Origin of the sequence: Psychrobacillus mangrovi (assembly GCF_037104765.1) — a bacterium.
Taxonomy (GTDB): Bacteria; Bacillota; Bacilli; order Bacillales_A; family Planococcaceae; genus Psychrobacillus; species Psychrobacillus mangrovi.
In genome coordinates, this window is the sequence record NZ_JBAWSY010000007.1 from 109527 (window position 1) to 127644 (window position 18118).

General features: G+C 34.9%; 18 protein-coding genes and 1 pseudogene. 5 read left to right on the forward strand and 14 right to left on the reverse strand.

Annotation, left to right across the window (positions count from 1 at the left end; genetic code table 11):
• Positions 1-3 precede the first annotated feature (3 nt).
• The gene (locus WAX74_RS11550; RefSeq protein WP_336497812.1) at positions 4-1212 is read right to left on the reverse strand and encodes a CaiB/BaiF CoA transferase family protein; all 1209 of its coding nucleotides are present in this window, start codon (positions 1210-1212) and stop codon (positions 4-6) included.
• A 183-nt stretch (positions 1213-1395) separates the two neighbouring features.
• Between WAX74_RS11550 and WAX74_RS11555 the strand changes: the two genes are divergently transcribed.
• Positions 1396-2850 carry a phospholipase D family protein gene (locus WAX74_RS11555; RefSeq protein WP_336497813.1) on the forward strand — a complete coding sequence of 485 codons (1455 nt, stop codon included), beginning with the start codon at positions 1396-1398 and terminating at the stop codon, positions 2848-2850.
• Between the two features lie 469 nt (positions 2851-3319).
• On the opposite strand, the gene WAX74_RS11560 is transcribed toward WAX74_RS11555, so the two are convergent.
• On the reverse strand, positions 3320-4468 hold the full coding sequence (locus WAX74_RS11560) for an MFS transporter (protein ID WP_336497814.1): 1149 nt from the start codon (positions 4466-4468) through the stop codon (positions 3320-3322).
• A gap of 90 nt (positions 4469-4558) precedes the next feature.
• Between WAX74_RS11560 and yeiL the strand changes: the two genes are divergently transcribed.
• Positions 4559-5257, forward strand: coding sequence for a transcriptional regulator YeiL (gene yeiL, locus WAX74_RS11565; protein WP_336497815.1), 699 nt, complete (start codon positions 4559-4561; stop codon positions 5255-5257).
• Positions 5258-5355: 98 nt separating this feature from the next.
• Here yeiL and WAX74_RS11570 read toward each other — a convergent pair whose 3' ends face one another.
• From WAX74_RS11570 to WAX74_RS11580, 3 genes are all read right to left on the reverse strand, one after another.
• Positions 5356-5835, reverse strand: a complete 480-nt coding sequence (locus WAX74_RS11570; protein ID WP_336497816.1) for an NUDIX hydrolase — start codon at positions 5833-5835, stop codon at positions 5356-5358.
• 6 nt (positions 5836-5841) lie between these two features.
• Positions 5842-6312 carry a YbaK/EbsC family protein gene (locus WAX74_RS11575; protein ID WP_336497817.1) on the reverse strand — a complete coding sequence of 157 codons (471 nt, stop codon included), beginning with the start codon at positions 6310-6312 and terminating at the stop codon, positions 5842-5844.
• A 168-nt stretch (positions 6313-6480) separates the two neighbouring features.
• Positions 6481-7377: a GNAT family N-acetyltransferase gene (locus tag WAX74_RS11580; RefSeq protein ID WP_336497818.1), complete on the reverse strand. Its 897-nt coding sequence runs from the start codon at positions 7375-7377 to the stop codon at positions 6481-6483.
• A 118-nt stretch (positions 7378-7495) separates the two neighbouring features.
• Here WAX74_RS11580 and WAX74_RS11585 point away from each other — a divergent pair, with 118 nt between their 5' ends.
• Positions 7496-7780: a phospholipase gene (locus WAX74_RS11585; protein WP_336497819.1), complete on the forward strand. Its 285-nt coding sequence runs from the start codon at positions 7496-7498 to the stop codon at positions 7778-7780.
• A 91-nt stretch (positions 7781-7871) separates the two neighbouring features.
• Here WAX74_RS11585 and WAX74_RS11590 read toward each other — a convergent pair whose 3' ends face one another.
• The 3 genes from WAX74_RS11590 to WAX74_RS11600 form a co-directional block, all read right to left on the reverse strand.
• Entirely contained in the window at positions 7872-8306 is a 435-nt protein-coding gene (locus WAX74_RS11590) for an SRPBCC family protein (RefSeq protein ID WP_336497820.1), read from the reverse strand.
• A gap of 197 nt (positions 8307-8503) precedes the next feature.
• Positions 8504-9010 carry a GNAT family N-acetyltransferase gene (locus WAX74_RS11595; protein ID WP_336497821.1) on the reverse strand — a complete coding sequence of 169 codons (507 nt, stop codon included), beginning with the start codon at positions 9008-9010 and terminating at the stop codon, positions 8504-8506.
• Positions 9011-9022: 12 nt separating this feature from the next.
• Positions 9023-10021: a glutathione S-transferase family protein gene (locus tag WAX74_RS11600; RefSeq protein WP_336497822.1), complete on the reverse strand. Its 999-nt coding sequence runs from the start codon at positions 10019-10021 to the stop codon at positions 9023-9025.
• A gap of 195 nt (positions 10022-10216) precedes the next feature.
• On the opposite strand from WAX74_RS11600, the gene WAX74_RS11605 reads away from it, so the two are divergent.
• The gene (locus WAX74_RS11605) at positions 10217-11230 is read left to right on the forward strand and encodes an NAD(P)-binding protein (protein ID WP_336497823.1); all 1014 of its coding nucleotides are present in this window, start codon (positions 10217-10219) and stop codon (positions 11228-11230) included.
• Positions 11231-11285: 55 nt separating this feature from the next.
• On the opposite strand, the gene WAX74_RS11610 is transcribed toward WAX74_RS11605, so the two are convergent.
• Positions 11286-11684 carry an iron chaperone gene (locus tag WAX74_RS11610; protein WP_336497891.1) on the reverse strand — a complete coding sequence of 133 codons (399 nt, stop codon included), beginning with the start codon at positions 11682-11684 and terminating at the stop codon, positions 11286-11288.
• Between the two features lie 117 nt (positions 11685-11801).
• Positions 11802-12917: a M20 metallopeptidase family protein gene (locus WAX74_RS11615; protein ID WP_336497824.1), complete on the reverse strand. Its 1116-nt coding sequence runs from the start codon at positions 12915-12917 to the stop codon at positions 11802-11804.
• A gap of 425 nt (positions 12918-13342) precedes the next feature.
• On the opposite strand from WAX74_RS11615, the pseudogene WAX74_RS11620 reads away from it, so the two are divergent.
• Positions 13343-13835, forward strand: a pseudogene (locus WAX74_RS11620) (L,D-transpeptidase family protein).
• Positions 13836-13904: 69 nt separating this feature from the next.
• Here the strand turns inward: WAX74_RS11620 and WAX74_RS11625 are convergent.
• The 4 genes from WAX74_RS11625 to WAX74_RS11640 all read right to left on the reverse strand — a co-directional run bounded on the left by WAX74_RS11625 (position 13905) and on the right by WAX74_RS11640 (position 18082).
• The gene (locus WAX74_RS11625) at positions 13905-15167 is read right to left on the reverse strand and encodes a glycosyltransferase family 2 protein (RefSeq protein ID WP_336497825.1); all 1263 of its coding nucleotides are present in this window, start codon (positions 15165-15167) and stop codon (positions 13905-13907) included.
• 458 nt (positions 15168-15625) lie between these two features.
• Entirely contained in the window at positions 15626-16063 is a 438-nt protein-coding gene (locus tag WAX74_RS11630; protein WP_336497826.1) for a universal stress protein, read from the reverse strand.
• A 52-nt stretch (positions 16064-16115) separates the two neighbouring features.
• Positions 16116-17486 carry a DHA2 family efflux MFS transporter permease subunit gene (locus WAX74_RS11635; protein ID WP_336497892.1) on the reverse strand — a complete coding sequence of 457 codons (1371 nt, stop codon included), beginning with the start codon at positions 17484-17486 and terminating at the stop codon, positions 16116-16118.
• A 44-nt stretch (positions 17487-17530) separates the two neighbouring features.
• Positions 17531-18082, reverse strand: a complete 552-nt coding sequence (locus tag WAX74_RS11640; RefSeq protein WP_336497827.1) for a TetR/AcrR family transcriptional regulator — start codon at positions 18080-18082, stop codon at positions 17531-17533.
• Positions 18083-18118 lie beyond the last annotated feature (36 nt).

Consider the following 18118-nt stretch of genomic DNA (forward strand, 5'->3'; position numbering starts at 1 on the left):
TATTTATAATGGAACAACCTTATTCTTTTTTGTCCCAAAAACTCCTTTTTGAGTGAAAGATTGAATCGTCTCTGGTTTGAAACCAAATTCCTCCATAATATCCTTAGAGTGTTCTCCCGTTTGTACTCCTGTAAATCGGTATTCTGGCAAATTATTAGAGAATTTAATAGGGAAAGCAATTTGATTTTGTGCTCCTCCTTGTTGCTTTGGAACGGAGACAACTAGCTCTCTTGCTTTAATTTGTGGATGGTTTACTGCTTCTGAAAAACTCAATACCGGTTCTACACAACCATCAAATTTGTCACCTAGTGTGATCAACCATTCATCAAATGTTTTTTGTTTAAACGTTTGTACTAATATCTCTTTGAAACTCTGTTGGTCCTCTTGGCGCTCACTACCACTTAGCTTTAGTAAGTTTTTATCACCAATTAACTCACAAAGTAATTCCTGAAATTTAGGCTCCAAGCTGCCAACTGAAAAGTAACGGTGATCCTTCGTCTCATAATAATCATAGAATGTACCGCCATTTAATAGTAAAGACTCTTCCATTGGCTCTTCTTTTCCCACCAAATATCCAGGACCATACATAGCATTTAAAGAAAAAGAAACGTCGGTCAAACTAATATCAATATGCTGTCCCACTCCTGTTTTGTCCCTATGATAAACGGCAGCTAATATTCCAATAACAGCCGGCATAGATCCACCAGCTATATCAGCCACCTGAATTCCAGCTGGCACTGGTACCTGATTTTTTCTAAATGAATACCCTGGAATTCCTGCTATCGATAAATAGTTAATGTCATGACCTGCCTTATTTCGCAGAGGACCTGTTTGACCATACCCTGTAATAGAGCAGAAGATAATTTTCGAATTGATTTCTTTTAATTTTTCATATCCAATGCCAAGTTTATCCATCACTCCGGGTCTAAACTGCTCAATTACAATATCGTAATCTTGAATTAATTTATATATTATTTCCTTTGATTCCTCTAACTTAAGATTTAATGCTAATGAGCGTTTGGATCGGTTTAGATGGGCGAACGTGGCGGATACATCACCATCTTTAGGCTCAATATGTTTGAGAAAGTCTTCTCGGTCTGGTGATTCTATTTTTATGATATCTGCCCCCATATCTGCCAACATCATCGAAGCAAATGGACCAGGTAGTAATGTAGAAAAATCTAAAATCTTTAAACCTTTTAATATCCCCATCGTCGTCTCCCCTTGAACATATTATTTTATCTAATTATTCTAATAATTATATACAATTTAATTGTAAAGAAATAAGCCAATGCTTTCAATATAATTTAAATTATTCTTATTGATTATTCGGTTTGCGATTACTCTTTAGTGGGAATATTACTGGAAAAACAAACAAACTAGGGGGAACGACAGATGGCTAGAAAGCCGAGCAAGCCATGGAGTAAACGAAAGCGAATAATTATGGGCTCTGTTGGTATTTTTGCACTTATTTATATAGCGGTGATTTTATGGCATACATATAAACCACTACCAGACGGTATCTCATTTGCTGGAAAGATTCATAAAACAGATACTGTTGAATTTATAACCGATTTGACATATGCTCAGGACCAAAAAGGAACAGGCATGGTGCATGAAAATCATATATTCGAGGAAGTATATACAATGATTGAAGAGGCAGAGAAATTTGTAGTGGTCGACTTTTTTCTCTTCGATGGATACTACGATGATGAAGTAAATTTCCCTCGCATTGCAGATACACTATCTATTACTCTAGCTAAGAAAAAGAAAGAAAATCCAGACATGCCTATTGTGTTTATTACAGATCCACTGAACAAAGGCTATGGTTCTTATGAAAACAAATGGTTTAAAAAAATGAGAGATGCTGGAGTCGAAATTGTGTACACGGATCTGGATGCGTTGAGGGATTCTACCCCTGTTTATTCCGGTATATATCGCATATTTTTTCAATGGTTCGATATAGGTGGAAAAGGTTGGATTCCAAACGGAATGGCAAATGAAGCACCAAAAATGACTTTAGCTTCCTATATGAAATTAATCAATATAAAAGCAAATCATCGTAAAACTGTAGTGACAGATAAAGAAGCCATGATCACATCTTCCAACCCACATGATGCAAGCGGATATCATGGAAATATAGCTTTAAAAGTAACTGGTCCTATTTTGAATGACATATTAGAGTCAGAGGAAAGCGTTTCATTATTCTCAGGAGGTCCTAAACTTCCACGGGTGGATGCAGAAAAATCGGATGGACAATATGAAGTGCAATACCTAACGGAGAAAAAAATTCTAGATGCTCTGCTTAATGATTTGGCTAAGACAAAAGAGGGAGATAAAATATGGCTAGGTATGTTTTTTATTGCTAAACGAGATATTGTAAATGCCTTAATAGACGCTACAAATCGTGGAGTAGAAGTAAAACTTATTTTAGATCCGAATAAAAATTCCTTTGGGCAAGAAAAATCAGGACTTCCTAATCGTCCAGTCGTGCAAGAAATGATAGAGGATACAGAAGGAAAAATGGATATACGCTGGTATAATACCGTTATTGGGCAATACCATACAAAAGCTATTTGGATTCAATCAGACGAAAATACTATCATATCGAATGGTTCCGCAAACTATACAGAACGGACATTAGATAACTATAATCTTGAAAATAATTTACGTGTTATCGCACCAAATGATAGTGATTTAGTAATCGAAATGGAAAATTACTTTGAAAGAATCTGGAACAATAAAGACGCTATGTATACCGTCGATCAAGATCAATATGAAAATAACTTCACATGGTGGCAACGTTGGATATACTCTATTCAAATTTTCTTTAAAGTAACAACCTATTGAAAATAACCCCCAAATCTAGGGGACACTGATAAACTCTTCAAGGTATCCCTTAGCGAGTATGTGAGCGACATTTCGTTCACATACTCGCTTTTTGTCTGGGCCCCGTTGATTTCCGTTTCAGGCGGACGCTTTCCGCCGACATGGCTTCAGCCGCTTCCTTCACTACGCTCAGTCCAGGGTCTTCAGCTCATGCTATTTCGGCTGGAGTCGCCGCCTTTCACTACAATCAACTATTGTATGCTTACTAATAAGCCTTTCTTCTATCTCAAAAATCATCGTGTTCCTGAATAATAAATTAAAGTAAATGCATGTAGGTGCTCCCCATGATTTCAACCCAAGAGAAACCCCCAATTTAAGTCCATTCAAGGCAATTTGCAAATTGACGAAGAAATAAGGCACTTTCTGTTCAAAAAACATTACGTCATGTAAAAAGTAAATTTTTCAGTGCCCCCAAATCTAGGGGGTTATTTTAGTATCCAAATCGTTTTCTTGTTAGGATAATGATTACAATTGCTGGAATCGTACAAATAATCATCCCAAGGAAAGCCAATCCAGAAGATATTTCATATAAATATCCTCCTATTAAAGTTAATACTGCTGTACTCCAGCTCAGTGCAAAAGCTGAATAAACACCTTGCGCATTAGGAAGCTGTTGCTTCGGTAAGTTTTTTGTTAGATAACTGATAAATGCAAAATGGGCTACGCCAAAGGATAATGCGTGTAAGCTCTGAGAAAAAATAAAAACCCAAACATTTGGAAACAAAAATACAAGTACCCAACGTAAAGTAGATCCAATTGCAGCTAATAACAACAAGGATGAAGGCTTCCAATTTTTAAATATTTCTGCCTTAGAAAAATAGATGATTTCAAAAATAACTGCTATATTAATAATCATTCCAATATAAAAGCTATTTACACCTAACTCCTGCAAATATATGTAACCATAATTATAATAGGACGCATGTGCACCTTGTAATAGAATTACCATCAGAAGCACAATAGGAAAACTTTTAACTTTCCACAGATCGCGTAGAGAAAGATTCTCCCTTCGATCTTTTTTTGTTGGCTTTACTAAAAGTTCTGCTGGTGACGGGAAAAAACGAATCAATAACATTAAACACAGCCCCACCATCATGCTCCATAAAATAGCCCCCTCCCCAAAGTAACCTGTGAGCATACTAATAATAAGGACTGAAATTATAAAGCCAAGCGATCCATAGGAACGACTCTTCCCATAATTTACTCCACTTTGCTGCACTAATGAGCTCGCTGTACTTTCAATAGCAGGAAGTAAGGTTGGATAAACAGCATTAAATATAATCGTAACAACAAAAAGCATGCCGAACGAGGTAACAGGAATATAAAGTACTGTTACTATTAATGAGATTATCGTTAGAACCAGCACAACAGTTTGACTGCTCATATATTTTGAAGCTATCGGAAAAACAAACATTGTAGCAATTCCTCGCGCCACTAATCCAAATCCCATAATTAAACTCGCGCTTGTTATACTTAATCCTTTATCTTGAACTAGCCAGCCTGTCCAATATGGTAGAAACACACCCCAGGTGATAAAAAACACAAAAAAGTTCTGTGAAAGCCATCGTTGTTTATTCATTTTATTCCCTCCGTAATAATTGCATCATACCACTTAAACACATACAATAATGTGAGATATCTCATACTTTTTCACTCTAGGAGGAAAAAAATGAAATTTTTAGATGAACCTATGCGTAGCTATTACATTGAAAAATATCCAATACAATCCTTATTTTCTTTTCCAATTATCTCTTATATTCAAGTTTGTCAATTTGATCGTGGTGAATTTATTTTAAAGGAAGATTCCAATCCGGAGTACATATACTATCTCGTAGAAGGAAAGGCAAAGCTCTATGTGACACATTCAAACGGAAAAGTGTCCCTAATCAATTTTTTAGAGGCTCCTATTTTTGTAGGAGAAATAGAATTGTTGAATTCTGAGAGGTATTCAAAAGGAATACAAACCGCTACTCAAACAACCTGTTTTGCTATCCCTATTCATTTATGTAAAGACAACCTTTTAAAAGATGCCACTTTCCTTCGATATTTGTGCATCTTTATCAGTCAAAAGATGACTACTATTTCAACAAAATATACACAAAGTCAAGCATTTCCATTAGAAAATCGTCTTGCAGAATTTATCCTTTTATCTGCAGATCAAGATTTTTATAAAGAGAAACACACAGAGGTATGCGAATATTTGGGTGTTTCTTATCGTCATTTACTACATGTTCTAGCTCAATTTTGTAAAGTAAATATTATTGAAAAAAAATCACGCGGTTATATTATTCGAGATAAGGAACGATTACAAGAACTAGCGAAGGAAGTCAAACTAAATTATCACACAGAAAATTTCAAAGCTTACTGATAATCCAAAAGTTACAACAGTCCATTTAAACCTCCATACATTTTTAGAGTTTATATAAAAAAGGTAACCACTTGAGTGGTTACCTCGGTCTACTCTATTTACAATTTGATTTCTACTAAGTGCTCAATTTCTAGAGGTAAATCTGTTATTCTCTCTTTTAAAAATAATGGATAAAGATTTAAAGCTATTAATTCTTCAAAGGGCTTCCAATAATACGTATGTATTTTTCCCTCTTCGTTCACTGTAAATTCGTTCCCTCTTATTAGAAATTCCTCGTCTTGCAACTCGAGTAAATAGAAAAAACAAATTTCATGAAACTTTTCATTCAATGTTGATTCTTCGAAAAAGTTTTCATTTACCCATAACAAGCGCTTAATATTTACTTCTAGTGAAAGCTCTTCTTTTATTTCTCTTCTGATCGCATCTTCACTTTTTTCATGCAACGTTATCCTGCCACCAGGAACATAATAATAGGGTTGATTTTCATCTTGCATAATTAGTAGTTTTTCATCATGTACTATTAAACCGGCCACACGATAATTAAATCTGCCTTCAGCTGTTTTAAATGAAATATCCATCCTACCTTACTCCCATCCTTTGCAAACATCTACCCATTCTTGTGCATTTGCATATGTATATAATTCATCACACGTAAGTTCTATCGCACTGTTGCTACTACCACAAGCCGGGAAAACAGTTTCGAATCGTTTCAATGATTCATCTAAGAATACAAGCACATCATCTGGTATTCCAAAAGGACAAACTCCACCAATAGCATGTCCCACTTTTTCCAATACTTCGTCTGGTGACAACATTTTAGCCTTTACACCAAATGTACTTTTAAACTTTGCATTATCGATTTTTGTATCTCCTGCTGCTACTACAAGAATACAATTATCCTCCTTTTTGAAGGAAAGTGTTTTCGCGATACGCGCAGGCTCTACATCTAGAGCTTGGGCAGCAAGTTCTACAGTTGCACTCGACGCTTCATACTCCTGTATCTTATCTGCTATACCTAGTTTAGAAAAATAATCTCTTACTAATTCAATTGCCATTACATACACCTCTAATTGATCTTTTGATTAATCATAACAGTTATACATATATATAAGCCCATGTTTTTTTTGCTGCTTGCCTAGTTAAACCCTATCCAAGATAATCTCCATTTACACGATAATAAATTACAACATCCATAGAATCAATATCTCAATGATCCATTAATTTCAATAAATGTCGTATTTATAACACGTAACTGCCTCTACCTGTTTAAACCCTTCTTGCACATATAAGGCTTTAGCATGATTATTATCTGCGTTTACACATAGGATTGTTCTTTCATAAGATTTTTCTTTAGCAAAATGCAAGGAAGCTCTAAGTAAAATTCTTCCTAAACCTTGCCCTTGATATTCAGGTATGATAGCAATTGGTCCTATATTCATAATTGGTGCATTTTCGTATTCATCATCAGTTCCTCGAATAACCCCCACAGCCTTGTCCCCATGATATAAAATCATGGAGCCGCCCTCTATGTGATCTTTATCTGTCATCATCTTGTTTACCATCTTAGGTGTGATAGGAGTTTCACTTCCTTTAAGCCTCGCAAAGCTGGGGTTTCTAACTGCACACCAAGTCTCTTCTTCCCCAGGTTGAAGCTTTCTTATTTCATATCCCTTTGGTAAATTATACTTTGGTACTTCTATATCCTCTCTCACAAGAACGAAAGTGTATCTTTCGACATTAAACTTTAATCCTTCTATAACCTCTGCTAACTTTTTATTTTCAAATGGGACAAACAAGAAAACTTTCTCTAGCTCTTTCGTATGCGTCATGATAGCTTTCATGAGAGCAGAATAAACCACGAAGCTTTCGATTTCAGTATGAAATATTCGAAAACGTGCCTTTTTTCCGTTTCTATGATATTCATCCATTATTAACGAAACAGCGCCTACAATTTCATCATTTAGTTCATTCATAACTATATAAGTTGGATTTTCTACCGTCGGCTCGAAGCTTTGCAAATCTTCGTCATATAAAAATGAATCATCCAACTCCGATCGGTGCTTCTTGCAATACTCTATAAAGTCATTAACTCGATCATTTTTTAATTCTTCAATTCTCATTAATCCCCCTCCTTTTGGTGCTAATAAATTTATAAGCTCTTAGGAAACAGTATATACAAAATTGATAACTATTGAATAGTTTATATTAACTTGAAGTTATAGAAGGGAGGGTGCTGATTTGTATCAGAGAAGAAATAGAAATCGTCGTTTTTGTTTGTTTCCAGAATACAACTGGTGTGGACCTGGTTGTAGTGGACCTGGTGCACCTATAAATGCTGTAGATGCAGCTTGTATGGCCCATGATAAATGTTATAGTAGAGGCATTAATCCTTGCGAATGTGATCATGAATTTCTCCGCAGGCTCCATCCTCTTATAAACCCCTATACAAAAGAAGGAAGACATGCTCGTATGCTCTATAATTATATGAAGCTACAAACAGGTTTCACATGTTTTAGAATTTAGAAAGACAAAAACACTAGGTTCCAGGTTCTCATTAGAAAGTATTAATAGAACCTGGAACCAAAGGTGAAATATTGATCATACAATTTTGGAATTACTTAACGATTCCTGCTCTCAAATTTGTGATACCAAATTCCAAATATCCTTTTAAACAAGTCAGCATATAAACCCAGCCTTCTTTATTATCCATCAAGATATTTATAATCTCTTTATCATTTTCATTAAACCCTTCTTCATTCACTTCTATTATTGTACTCATGCCATCTAGTTCTATCAGGGAAATCGTCACAGTATTTTCTTCTTCTGGATTACCCCACTTGAACACAATCTTCTTATTAATATCTATTTCAGTTACTTTAATATCTACTTCCGCGTTATATTCGTCGTATCTTAATGTAATCGTCTTTCCTTGCTCCCATTTTTCAGAGCTCGATGACCACCAGAAGTTTCTGATTTTTGTAGGATCCACAAAAGCTTCAAATACTTCGCTTGCAGGCTTTAATATCTTAAATTTTGTAAGTGTGTTCATGTTAAAACAGCTCCCTTTTTTTAGTTATTCTTCTCAAGTATAGACTTTATCAGATAAAAAGAACTATGATTTATTAATTTGTTCATAAAAGATTATTTAAATGTATATTTTCCTACTAATTTCACAATCATATTAACTTCTATCAACCTAAAAAGGTGCCAAGGAATTATATATTCCAAGACACCTTTATTCATTAATTAAAAAGTAATACGGAACGCTTTTACGACAATTCCATCATTAGTCGGTTCAAAATCAAATTGTGGCAAACGCTCAAACCCAAGACGATCATATAATTTTATAGCATTTTCCATAAAATCAGCTGTATGTAATCCCATAGAGGAGAACCCCTTTGTTTTAGCTCGCTGAATACATTCGTTAATTAATGCAGTTGCGACACCTTTTCCTCTTGCTTGTGGTGAGATTGCTAGCATTCTTAGTTCTGGATAATCCAGTTCCCCTTCTAGTAAACCTTCATATGCTTTTATTTCTGGAGAAAATAAAGCAACACTTCCTACTATTTCTCCATCAATCTCTGCTACCATCCGTTCAACGCCTGGCTGAAGATCCCTATCTGATAAAATAGATTGTTTTAAAACCTTCCAATGCTCATCTGGAATTTTGGGTGCATGTTCGTTATATGCTGCCAAACGTTGTTCTCGAATATTAGATAATTCATCCTCTACTGCATCGCGTATTATCACCATTTTTTCATCTCCTTATTTATAAATAAGAAATTTTTCTTCTTTTCCACTTAATGATTCTCGATTATGTGGAGAATAGAAGTTAGATACATCAGGTCCTTTAGGTAATATGTTTTGACTTTTTTGATCGTCACTAGAAATATGATTCGATAAATGGTAATGGATTTTAATTGCTTCGAAATTAGTTGTATCTCCAAAACCTGGTGTCTGGAATAAATCGCGTAAATATCCCCATAGATTTGGGAAATCCACAATTCGATTTCGATTTGCCTTAAAAGCTGAATAATAAGCGACGTCAAATCGTGCTAGTGTTGCATATAGTCGAACATCGGAATCCGTAATATAGTCTCCAAATAAAAAGCGTTGCGTAGATAAACGTTGTTCTAATTCGTCTAAACGATCAAACAAAACGTCATATGACTCTTCATAAGCCTCTTGCGAACGAGCAAATCCACATTTATACACACCATTATTCACATCGTGAAAAATGACATCATTTAATGCATCAATTTCTTCTCGTAATTGCTCTGGATATAAATCTGGAGCATTTTCTTTATGAAAAGGTCCCCAAGCCGTTTCCAAATGATTAGTTAATCTAAAATAATCGTTATTCACTACTTTTTGTTCTTTCACATCAATAATAACAGGCACTGTTGGTCTTCCAGCATATTCTGGATCTGTTTTTTTATAAATTTCACTAATATATTGAATGCCAAGAACAGGATCTATACCATTTTCATCTAATGAAAATTCCCAGTCTACTCGGTCGATATTCGGACGCATCGGACTAGCCGTCCCTAAACTAATGACATCTTCTAACCCTAATACACTACGCACGATTACAGAACGATGCGCCCATGGACAGACCGCAGCCCATAGTAGACGATAGCGTTCTGCTTCTACAGGTAGGTCACCTGGTTGATCTCCAAACGGAGTTGCAAATTGATTTTTTTGTCGAATAAATTTTCCCGTTTTATCAACCTCTACCGGTACTTCTTTCTTTGTCTTTTCCACTTTTTATCATCCTTTTTCAAGTCAAAGTTTTGTCAAATAAATAAAACATAGTTATCTACTTTGTTTAGTTAATTTTATTCATTAATTATCTCGAAGTCAAGATATGAATTTAGAAATACATTCAATCAAAAATTGTCACAACTCATTTACCTTTCTCGTCTTAAGTTATAAAACATAATAGGAGGTTATCATCATATGGCTCAACAATGGGACGTTGTAATCGTTGGTGGTGGATTGGCAGGATATGTGGCAGCCAATTATTTAGCTAAAATGGATATGTCTATTTTAATAGTTGAAAAAGGTAAAAAGGTCGGTGGAAGAGCTAGGACAGAAAAGATTAATCAACATTATTTTAATCTGGGTCCACATGCACTATATAAAAAAGGAAAAGCGGCTCCAATTCTCGAAGAATTAGGTATAAAACTGAATGGAAAATCACCTAAATTAGGAGGTATTTTAATTGAAAATGATATAGAATACACTGCTCCCTTTGATCCTTTAGGACTTTTAACGACACGATTATTGAACTGGAGAGAAAAAATGGAATGGGTAGCTATATTAAAGAATATAAATAGCTTGGATACAGAAAAGTTAGCAAAGCAAACATTTCAGCAATGGGTCATGCAAGTTACGTTATCTAAAAGAGTTCAGTCTTTATTATATACACTCGGGAGACTCACCACATATTGCCACGCCCCTGAGATGGTTAGCGCAAGGGTCATTGTATCTCATATGAAGATTGGAATGGACATGGAAATTGCCAGTATCATCGAAAAAAATGAAGAAAACTGTAGGAAAATTTATAGCAGATCTAAGCAAAAAATTGCACGTATAGAGAGCGAAAGTTTGAACTATGAAAACAATAAGTCTATTATCAATCGCTTTATACATGCTTTTGAAATGAAAAATATGAATGTCTTATTAGATTTGATATCCGAGAATGTAACACTTTACTCTGATGGTGGAGGAAAAGTTAATGCTGCTATTCGTCCAATAACATCAATATCAAACGTTTTAGCCTTATTATACGGTGTAGTGAAAAAAGCCCCAAAGGATTTTTATTTTGAGATAAGAAATGTCAACGGTCAGCCAGCATTAGTAAATTACATGAATGGCTCGCTGCAAAGTATCGTTAGTTTTTATATTAGTCATGAAAGAATAAACGAAATTTACATTATAATGAATCCGGATAAGTTACCTAAACTATAGAGAATATTTAAACCGAGACTGTACCTACAGACTACGCAAAGGGACAGTCTCTTCTTTAAAAAACATTATTTGTTTTTTTCTTCTTATCTTCAGCTTTATTTCTATTCTCAGCGACTCTAAATTTAACTATTTTGCCGATTAGTTCATATGGCAGTGGTTGTTCTAAAGGAAACTGGACGGATCCTTTTGCTCCTTTATATAGTGCAAGCTCCTCTTTAAAAGCTTCTATTCCACTTGGAGCTGGATAAAATCCTATATGGTTTTTATACGCAGCAAAGTGGACTAGGTTCCCATGGAAAGCGAAAGTAGGCATTTGATAGCTTATTTTCTCTGTTGCATCAGGAGCAGCCTCTATTATTATTTGTCTTAGTGTTTTTAGTTTTTCTTGAACATCAAGAGTAAAGGTTGAAATATATTCATCAATTGATTTAAAAGAGACTTTGTTTCCTTCCATAGTTTCTCCTTCCAAATCCATTTTTTAAAAAGTATAGCATTTTCCTCATCCTAGCTACACTATATTTAATCAAAAAAGCACCCAAACAAAAGTTTAGATGCTCAAATTAATACAGTATTACAGTTCTGCTAGTCCTTTGAAAAGCTCTACAGCCGTTTCTATGATGTCATCTCGGAAGTCATACTTAGATGTATGAATATGAGGATAATCTTCGCCGTTTCCTATGTAACATATTGCACCCTTTGTTAACTTTAAGTAATGGCCAAAGTCTTCTGATGCACGGAACGCTTTTTTCATTTCAACTAATTGTAACCCTTTATCTTCACATACTTTACGTATCTTATCAGAGCTTTCCTTGTCATTAACAGTTTCGGGGAAGGTATCATTGTAAGAGAAGCTTACCTTTATTCCAAACTCTTCTGCTTGCGCCTTAGCAAGATCCTCTAGATTTTTCTGTAGCTTTTCTAATTCCTCTTCGTATAATGCTCTAATTGTTAAAAGTAAGTCGCCTTTGCTTGCAGACATACCGAACGCTCTTTCACCGATATTTACCTGAACAACTGTGCAAAGTACAATCCCTTCATTATTCTCTGGTGAAATAAACTCGGGTATTGCATCAATAATTTTAGCAATTGCAAAAGAAGGATTTACTCCATCTTCTGGTTGACTAGCATGCGCTGGAGAACCTTCCATATGGATTGTCATTCCCTTGGAAGCGCAATGAGCCGTTCCGTCGATCACGTTTACGGAGTTGTAAGCCATGCCGCTCATATTGTGATAGGCAAAGATTTCTTCTATATTGTTCTCTTTTATAAAAGAAGCACACTGAACAGCACCATCTCCTGTTTCTTCCGCGTGTTGGAAAAGGAAAAAGACATTTTTGTCAGCTCCCTTTTGGTCGATTTCCAGAGCAAATGCAGCAAGGCTTGCTGAGTGACCATCATGTCCACATTTATGAGCAACTCCAGGGAATTGGGAGGCGTGTGGGATGTCTATTACTTCATGCATAGGCAGCGCGTCAAAGTCTGCACGGAACGCTATATTCTTTTTGTCTTCACTGGCGCGATAAATGGCATAGAACCATTGACCGTTGTCGACTATTTCAAGTTTTGTATACGTTTTTAAGAAATTCATTAAATGTTGTTTGGTCCAGACCTCGTGGTTCGAAAGTTCTGGATGTTGGTGCAACTCATGACGTAACTGAATTGCCAATTCGAGATTTTTCTTTTCCAAATTATATCTCTCCCATTCTATATCAAATTAAACAATATAATAGTTTCAATATTTTAATTATAGTCCTATCTATTGAAAAGCAATAGATTTAATAATTTTTACTAGTAAAAATTATTTTACTTTTTTGTAGCTACACTACACCTGTAGGCACCTGTTGGTTCATCTCCAGAAATTAACTTAGGTTGATTCATTAATGCACTGCAAAGACTAATTCAAACTAACTCGCCTCCTGAAACCTGGGTAATAATATATTTGCCAATTCTGTGACCCCTGTTTGCTACTGTATCAATCACATGGATGGCACTAGCTGCATACTACATATGAGCCAGTATCATTTAACAATGCCTTTAAGAAAAAAATGAAAACAACACTTTTTTCTTTCATCATATAATATATTATTACGCTAAAATATGGAGGTGTTTACACTGATTCATATAGTTAAACCAGGAGAAACACTTACTCAAATATCTAGAGACTATCGCACACCGTTATCCAATCATTAGAGCTAATCCATCAATAGATCCAAATGTACTTTCTATTGGTCAATCCATTGTTATTCCAGGTTTTCCAAACCCCAATACAATACCCTATCAAATAGAAGTTTCCATCAACAATCGTTGGTTACGTTTACTATTGAATGGCGTTTTACAGAAGCAGTATCCTATTGGGGTTGGAAGAATGTTATATGCTACACCGGTAGGGAATTATATTATTATTAATAAGGCATCTAATCCTGGGGGACCATTCGGTACCATGTGGATTAGTTTATCAAAAGAACACTATGGAATTCATGGAACAAATAATCTTAGTTCAATAGGTCATGCAGTATCACATGGTTGTATCCGCATGAACAATAAGGACGTCGAGGAATTAGCACGTATTATTCCAATTGGGACTTCTGTTTTTATACATCCATAACATCAAAAGAGACTACCGAAAAGTCATTGAAACTGACTTTTACAGGTAGTCTGTTCTTTTCTTTCGTCCTTATCGCACATCATCAAGTGATTTCACCACTGTGTGAGCAATCGGTTTCCATTCAACGTTTTTAAATAGCGCTACGACAGAAATTGGTATATATGTAAACATAAAAATTGGAAAAGTGAATGTATAAGCTATTTTTTTCCATCCTGAACAGTGAATTTTTCTCCATTCTGTTAATGTTGTCATTACGCCAAGAACAAAGAGTATTCCGTAATACCACACAAACGAGTTTAAAATTCCCATAGTGGCTCCATGCAACATCCCTTTACCTTCAAATATTCCCATAAAAATAGCTAAATAGAATAACCCATTTACTAGAATACTAATACTGGAAACGAGCATTGCTGGCATGATCATCATGGTCATGTCGAAACATGAGAAACTGTTTCGCTTCCCTTTAAAAATATTGCTAATTAGTTCCCTACCATATTTAGAAAAGACCTGATAAAACCCCTTTGCCCAACGTAATCGCTGATTCCAAGATTGTGTAAAGGTGACAGGTTGCTCGTCATAGAATACTGCGTTTCTGCAGTATCCGATCTTTTCGCCTTTAATAATCTGAGAAACCGAAAATTCGATGTCTTCTGTGAGGAGATGGTGAATCCAGCCTCCATTGTCTTTGAACACATCTGCATGTACTAAGAATCCAGTTCCTGATACCGCACAACTAGAGTTAAGGACCATTCTTGGAAGATTGAGATATTCTGCTTCATGCAAGAACCAAAGGGCATATCCTGCAGAAATCCAATTTTGGTCATAGTTCTTGGAATTTCTGTAACTGGTGATTACCCTGTATCCTTGGTTAAATGTTTTGTTCATTTCAGCTATATAATTCTCATCCAAAAGATTGTCGGCATCAAAAACAAAATATCCATCGTACTTACTAGATGAATATTCATTTTCTATGATTTTAAGCATATAATCGAGGGCATATCCCTTTCCGATTTTTATTTTATTAAAGCGTTCCCTAACAATAGCCCCAGCCTTTTCTGCAACTTGGGCAGTATTATCGGTACAGTTATCTGCTACAACGAAAATATCAATCATGTTCTCAGGATAATTCTGATTTTTTATACTTTTAATTAGTTGTTCAATAACAAGTTCTTCATTTCGAGCAGGGATAATCACTGCGAATTTATGAGGGTGAATGTTCTGCATTTCTGTATACTTATTCTGTTTTGCCTTAAATGCAACAAACATATAAAAAATCTGATATGAATACATAAAGGCAAATAATAGGAACATTAGAAAATTAAATTCATTCATAAAAGTTATTATAGTCGAGTCCAAACTGATACCCCCACGATGTTATATTATTTTCAACAAACTTCTGTTGTTTTTAACAACGACCAACGAAAAATTAAAAGCAATGTCGAATAAGTACTTTAACACTCGAATTATGTAGCTATGTCTAGCGCATTTCAAAAAATAAATCTTCGTTAAATAAATAATTCCCTCCTTAAGAGGCATAAAGGCTTCTGATAGCCCCCTAAAGATTAAGGATATAACAATTATTAGAAGCAAGGATTAAAGCAATGTAAAGTATAAGTAAAGTTTTAAACATTCAAAATATACATTCTGTAATAAATAACAGAGCAAAAATAAAAAAAAGGTCATGGATATTTGCATATCCATGACCATTTATTAAAGATTGTTTAGATTTAACATGTATATATTGTTGTCTAAAATCGTCAAATATTAGGATTTTAAATTAAGGATAATACTCACTCAGGTGTGCGTATAACTAAAACATCACATTTTGCTGAACGTACAATTGCTTCAGATACTGAACCAATTAAGTAACGTTCAACTGCATTTAGCCCTGTAGCACCACAGATGATTAAATCAGCATCTACTAAATTAGAAAGCTCCTTCGTAATGATATTTTTTGGAGAACCATATTCTATAACTACCTTTACGATTTCAACATCTTCAGCTTCAGCTTGTTCTTTGTAGCCATTTAAAAGTTCCTCAGACTGCTTTTGTACTTTATCAAAAATGGAACGTTCATATGTTTCGAATGAACGAGTATCAATTATATTTACAATGTTTAATATTGATCCTATGTTACGTTTTGCAACATCAATTGATTTGCGAAAGGCGTATTCGGCTTCTTTTGATCCGTCCACAGCCACTACAATACTTTTATAATGATTTGCCATTTTATTATCTCCTTTTAAAGTAATATAAAAATTCAGTAGTAATCATTTAAAATTATTTTAGCTTTACTTCTTTTGGCTTTTTCATGAATAAAGATAATACAACATTAATCATTGCAAATACTAATCCAACTTTAAATACAAATGATGAACCTGTTGCTGCAGCTGCAGAAATATCGTTACCAACTGTTGCTAAGTAGCTATCTTGTATAGATGCTAAAAGCGATACCATAACCGCAATACCAACAGCACCAGCGACTTGCTGGATTGTTTGAGTAATCGCGATTCCATCAGGATAGTACTCTTTTGGAAGAGAGTTTAATGTGTTAGTTTGTGTTGATGCAAGAACCGCACCGATACCTAACATCATGATGATGTGAGTTACGACAACCATCCATAAAGCAGTATCTGCACCAAATGATGCATAGATTAAATAACCAAATGCTACCAAAATAGTACCAGGAGTAATAACTGCTTTCGGACCATATTTGTCGAATAGACCACCAATAGTTGGCGCTAATACACAGTTAAGTAAACTACCTGGCAATAGGATTAGACCTGTTGTAAATGCAGCTATTAGTAAAGCTATTTGCATATACATAGGTAAAATAACAAGCATTGACAACATATTGAAGAATGTAATAAAACTCATAAAGACACCAAGAACAAAAAGTGGGTACTTAAATGCTCTTATATTCATTACAGGAATCTCCATTTTCATTTGACGAACACAGAATAAAATAATTGCTAAAACGCCAACAATAATTGATCCAAGAACCGTTGAACTAGTCCATCCAGATTCACCAGACACACTAAACCCGTATACGATACCACCGAATCCAATTGTTGAAAGAACAACTGATAATACATCAATTGAAACTTTACGTACCTCATTAACATTTGGTAAGTAACTAAGCCCGATAATTAGAGATAACAATAAGAATGGTAATTGAACCCAAAAAATCCATTCCCATGATAATGTATCTAATATAAGTCCTGCTATTGTTGGACCTAAAGCTGGACCAGCTAACATAACTAAGCCCATAATACCCATCGCTGCTCCTCTTTTATTTGGAGGGAAGATTGTAAATATAACATTTTGTGTTAAAGGTAAGTTAATAGCTAAACCTGCTGCTTGAAAAATACGTCCCGCTAATAAAAATCCAAATGACGGTGCTACTGCAGCTAATACCGTACCAATAATGGTTAATAGTATAGAGGTGATAAACATTTGACGCGTTGTAAACTTTTGCATCAAAATCCCTGTTACTGGTATTAAAATACCTAATGTTAAGAAATAACCTGTTGCTAGCCATTGAACCGTTGTAGTACTAACTTCAAATATTTGACCTAAGTCACTTAATGCAATATTTAATGCCGTTTCACTAAAAAGTCCTACAAAGCCAGCTACTAAAAGAGCCGCCATTATAGGTCCTGTCTTATATTCTTTATTCACTTAATAAAACTCCCTTAAAGCATTTTTGGTAATAATTTAGAAATACCTTTAAGTGGTTCTGCCGATTTTTGTGTTAAGCAAAGCAGCATTCCACCTTCAATAGAAGCCGTCAACATAAGCGCAATTGAAAAAGCATTGTCTTCTGAAAATCCATCTACAACTAACTTATTAAAGTAAATATCTTGGATATTGTTATACAACTGTGCACATGCATTTCTAACTGGATCGCTTAATGAAGCCATCTCACTAACAATACTGCTAAATGTGTATCCAGCAAGAGTTCCTTCTTTTTCAAAATTAACGATTAGTTTTTCAATCATTGCGTTTGTAGCTTCTTGCGTAGTCGAGTGTCTTTCAAAAATTTCCTTAATATCCGTAGTGATTGCTGCATTCAAAGACTGAAGGCAAGTGATTAATAATTCTTCTTTTCCATTTGGAAAATGATGATAAAGGGAACCTTTTGAAATATTACATGCTTTTAAAATTTCACTCAGTCCTGTACCTTTATAGCCATTTTGTTGGAAAAGCGATGTCGCGATGTCTATTATCAGCGATTTTGTATCCATTCCCGTAGCACACCTCCACCATACCAACCGGTCTGT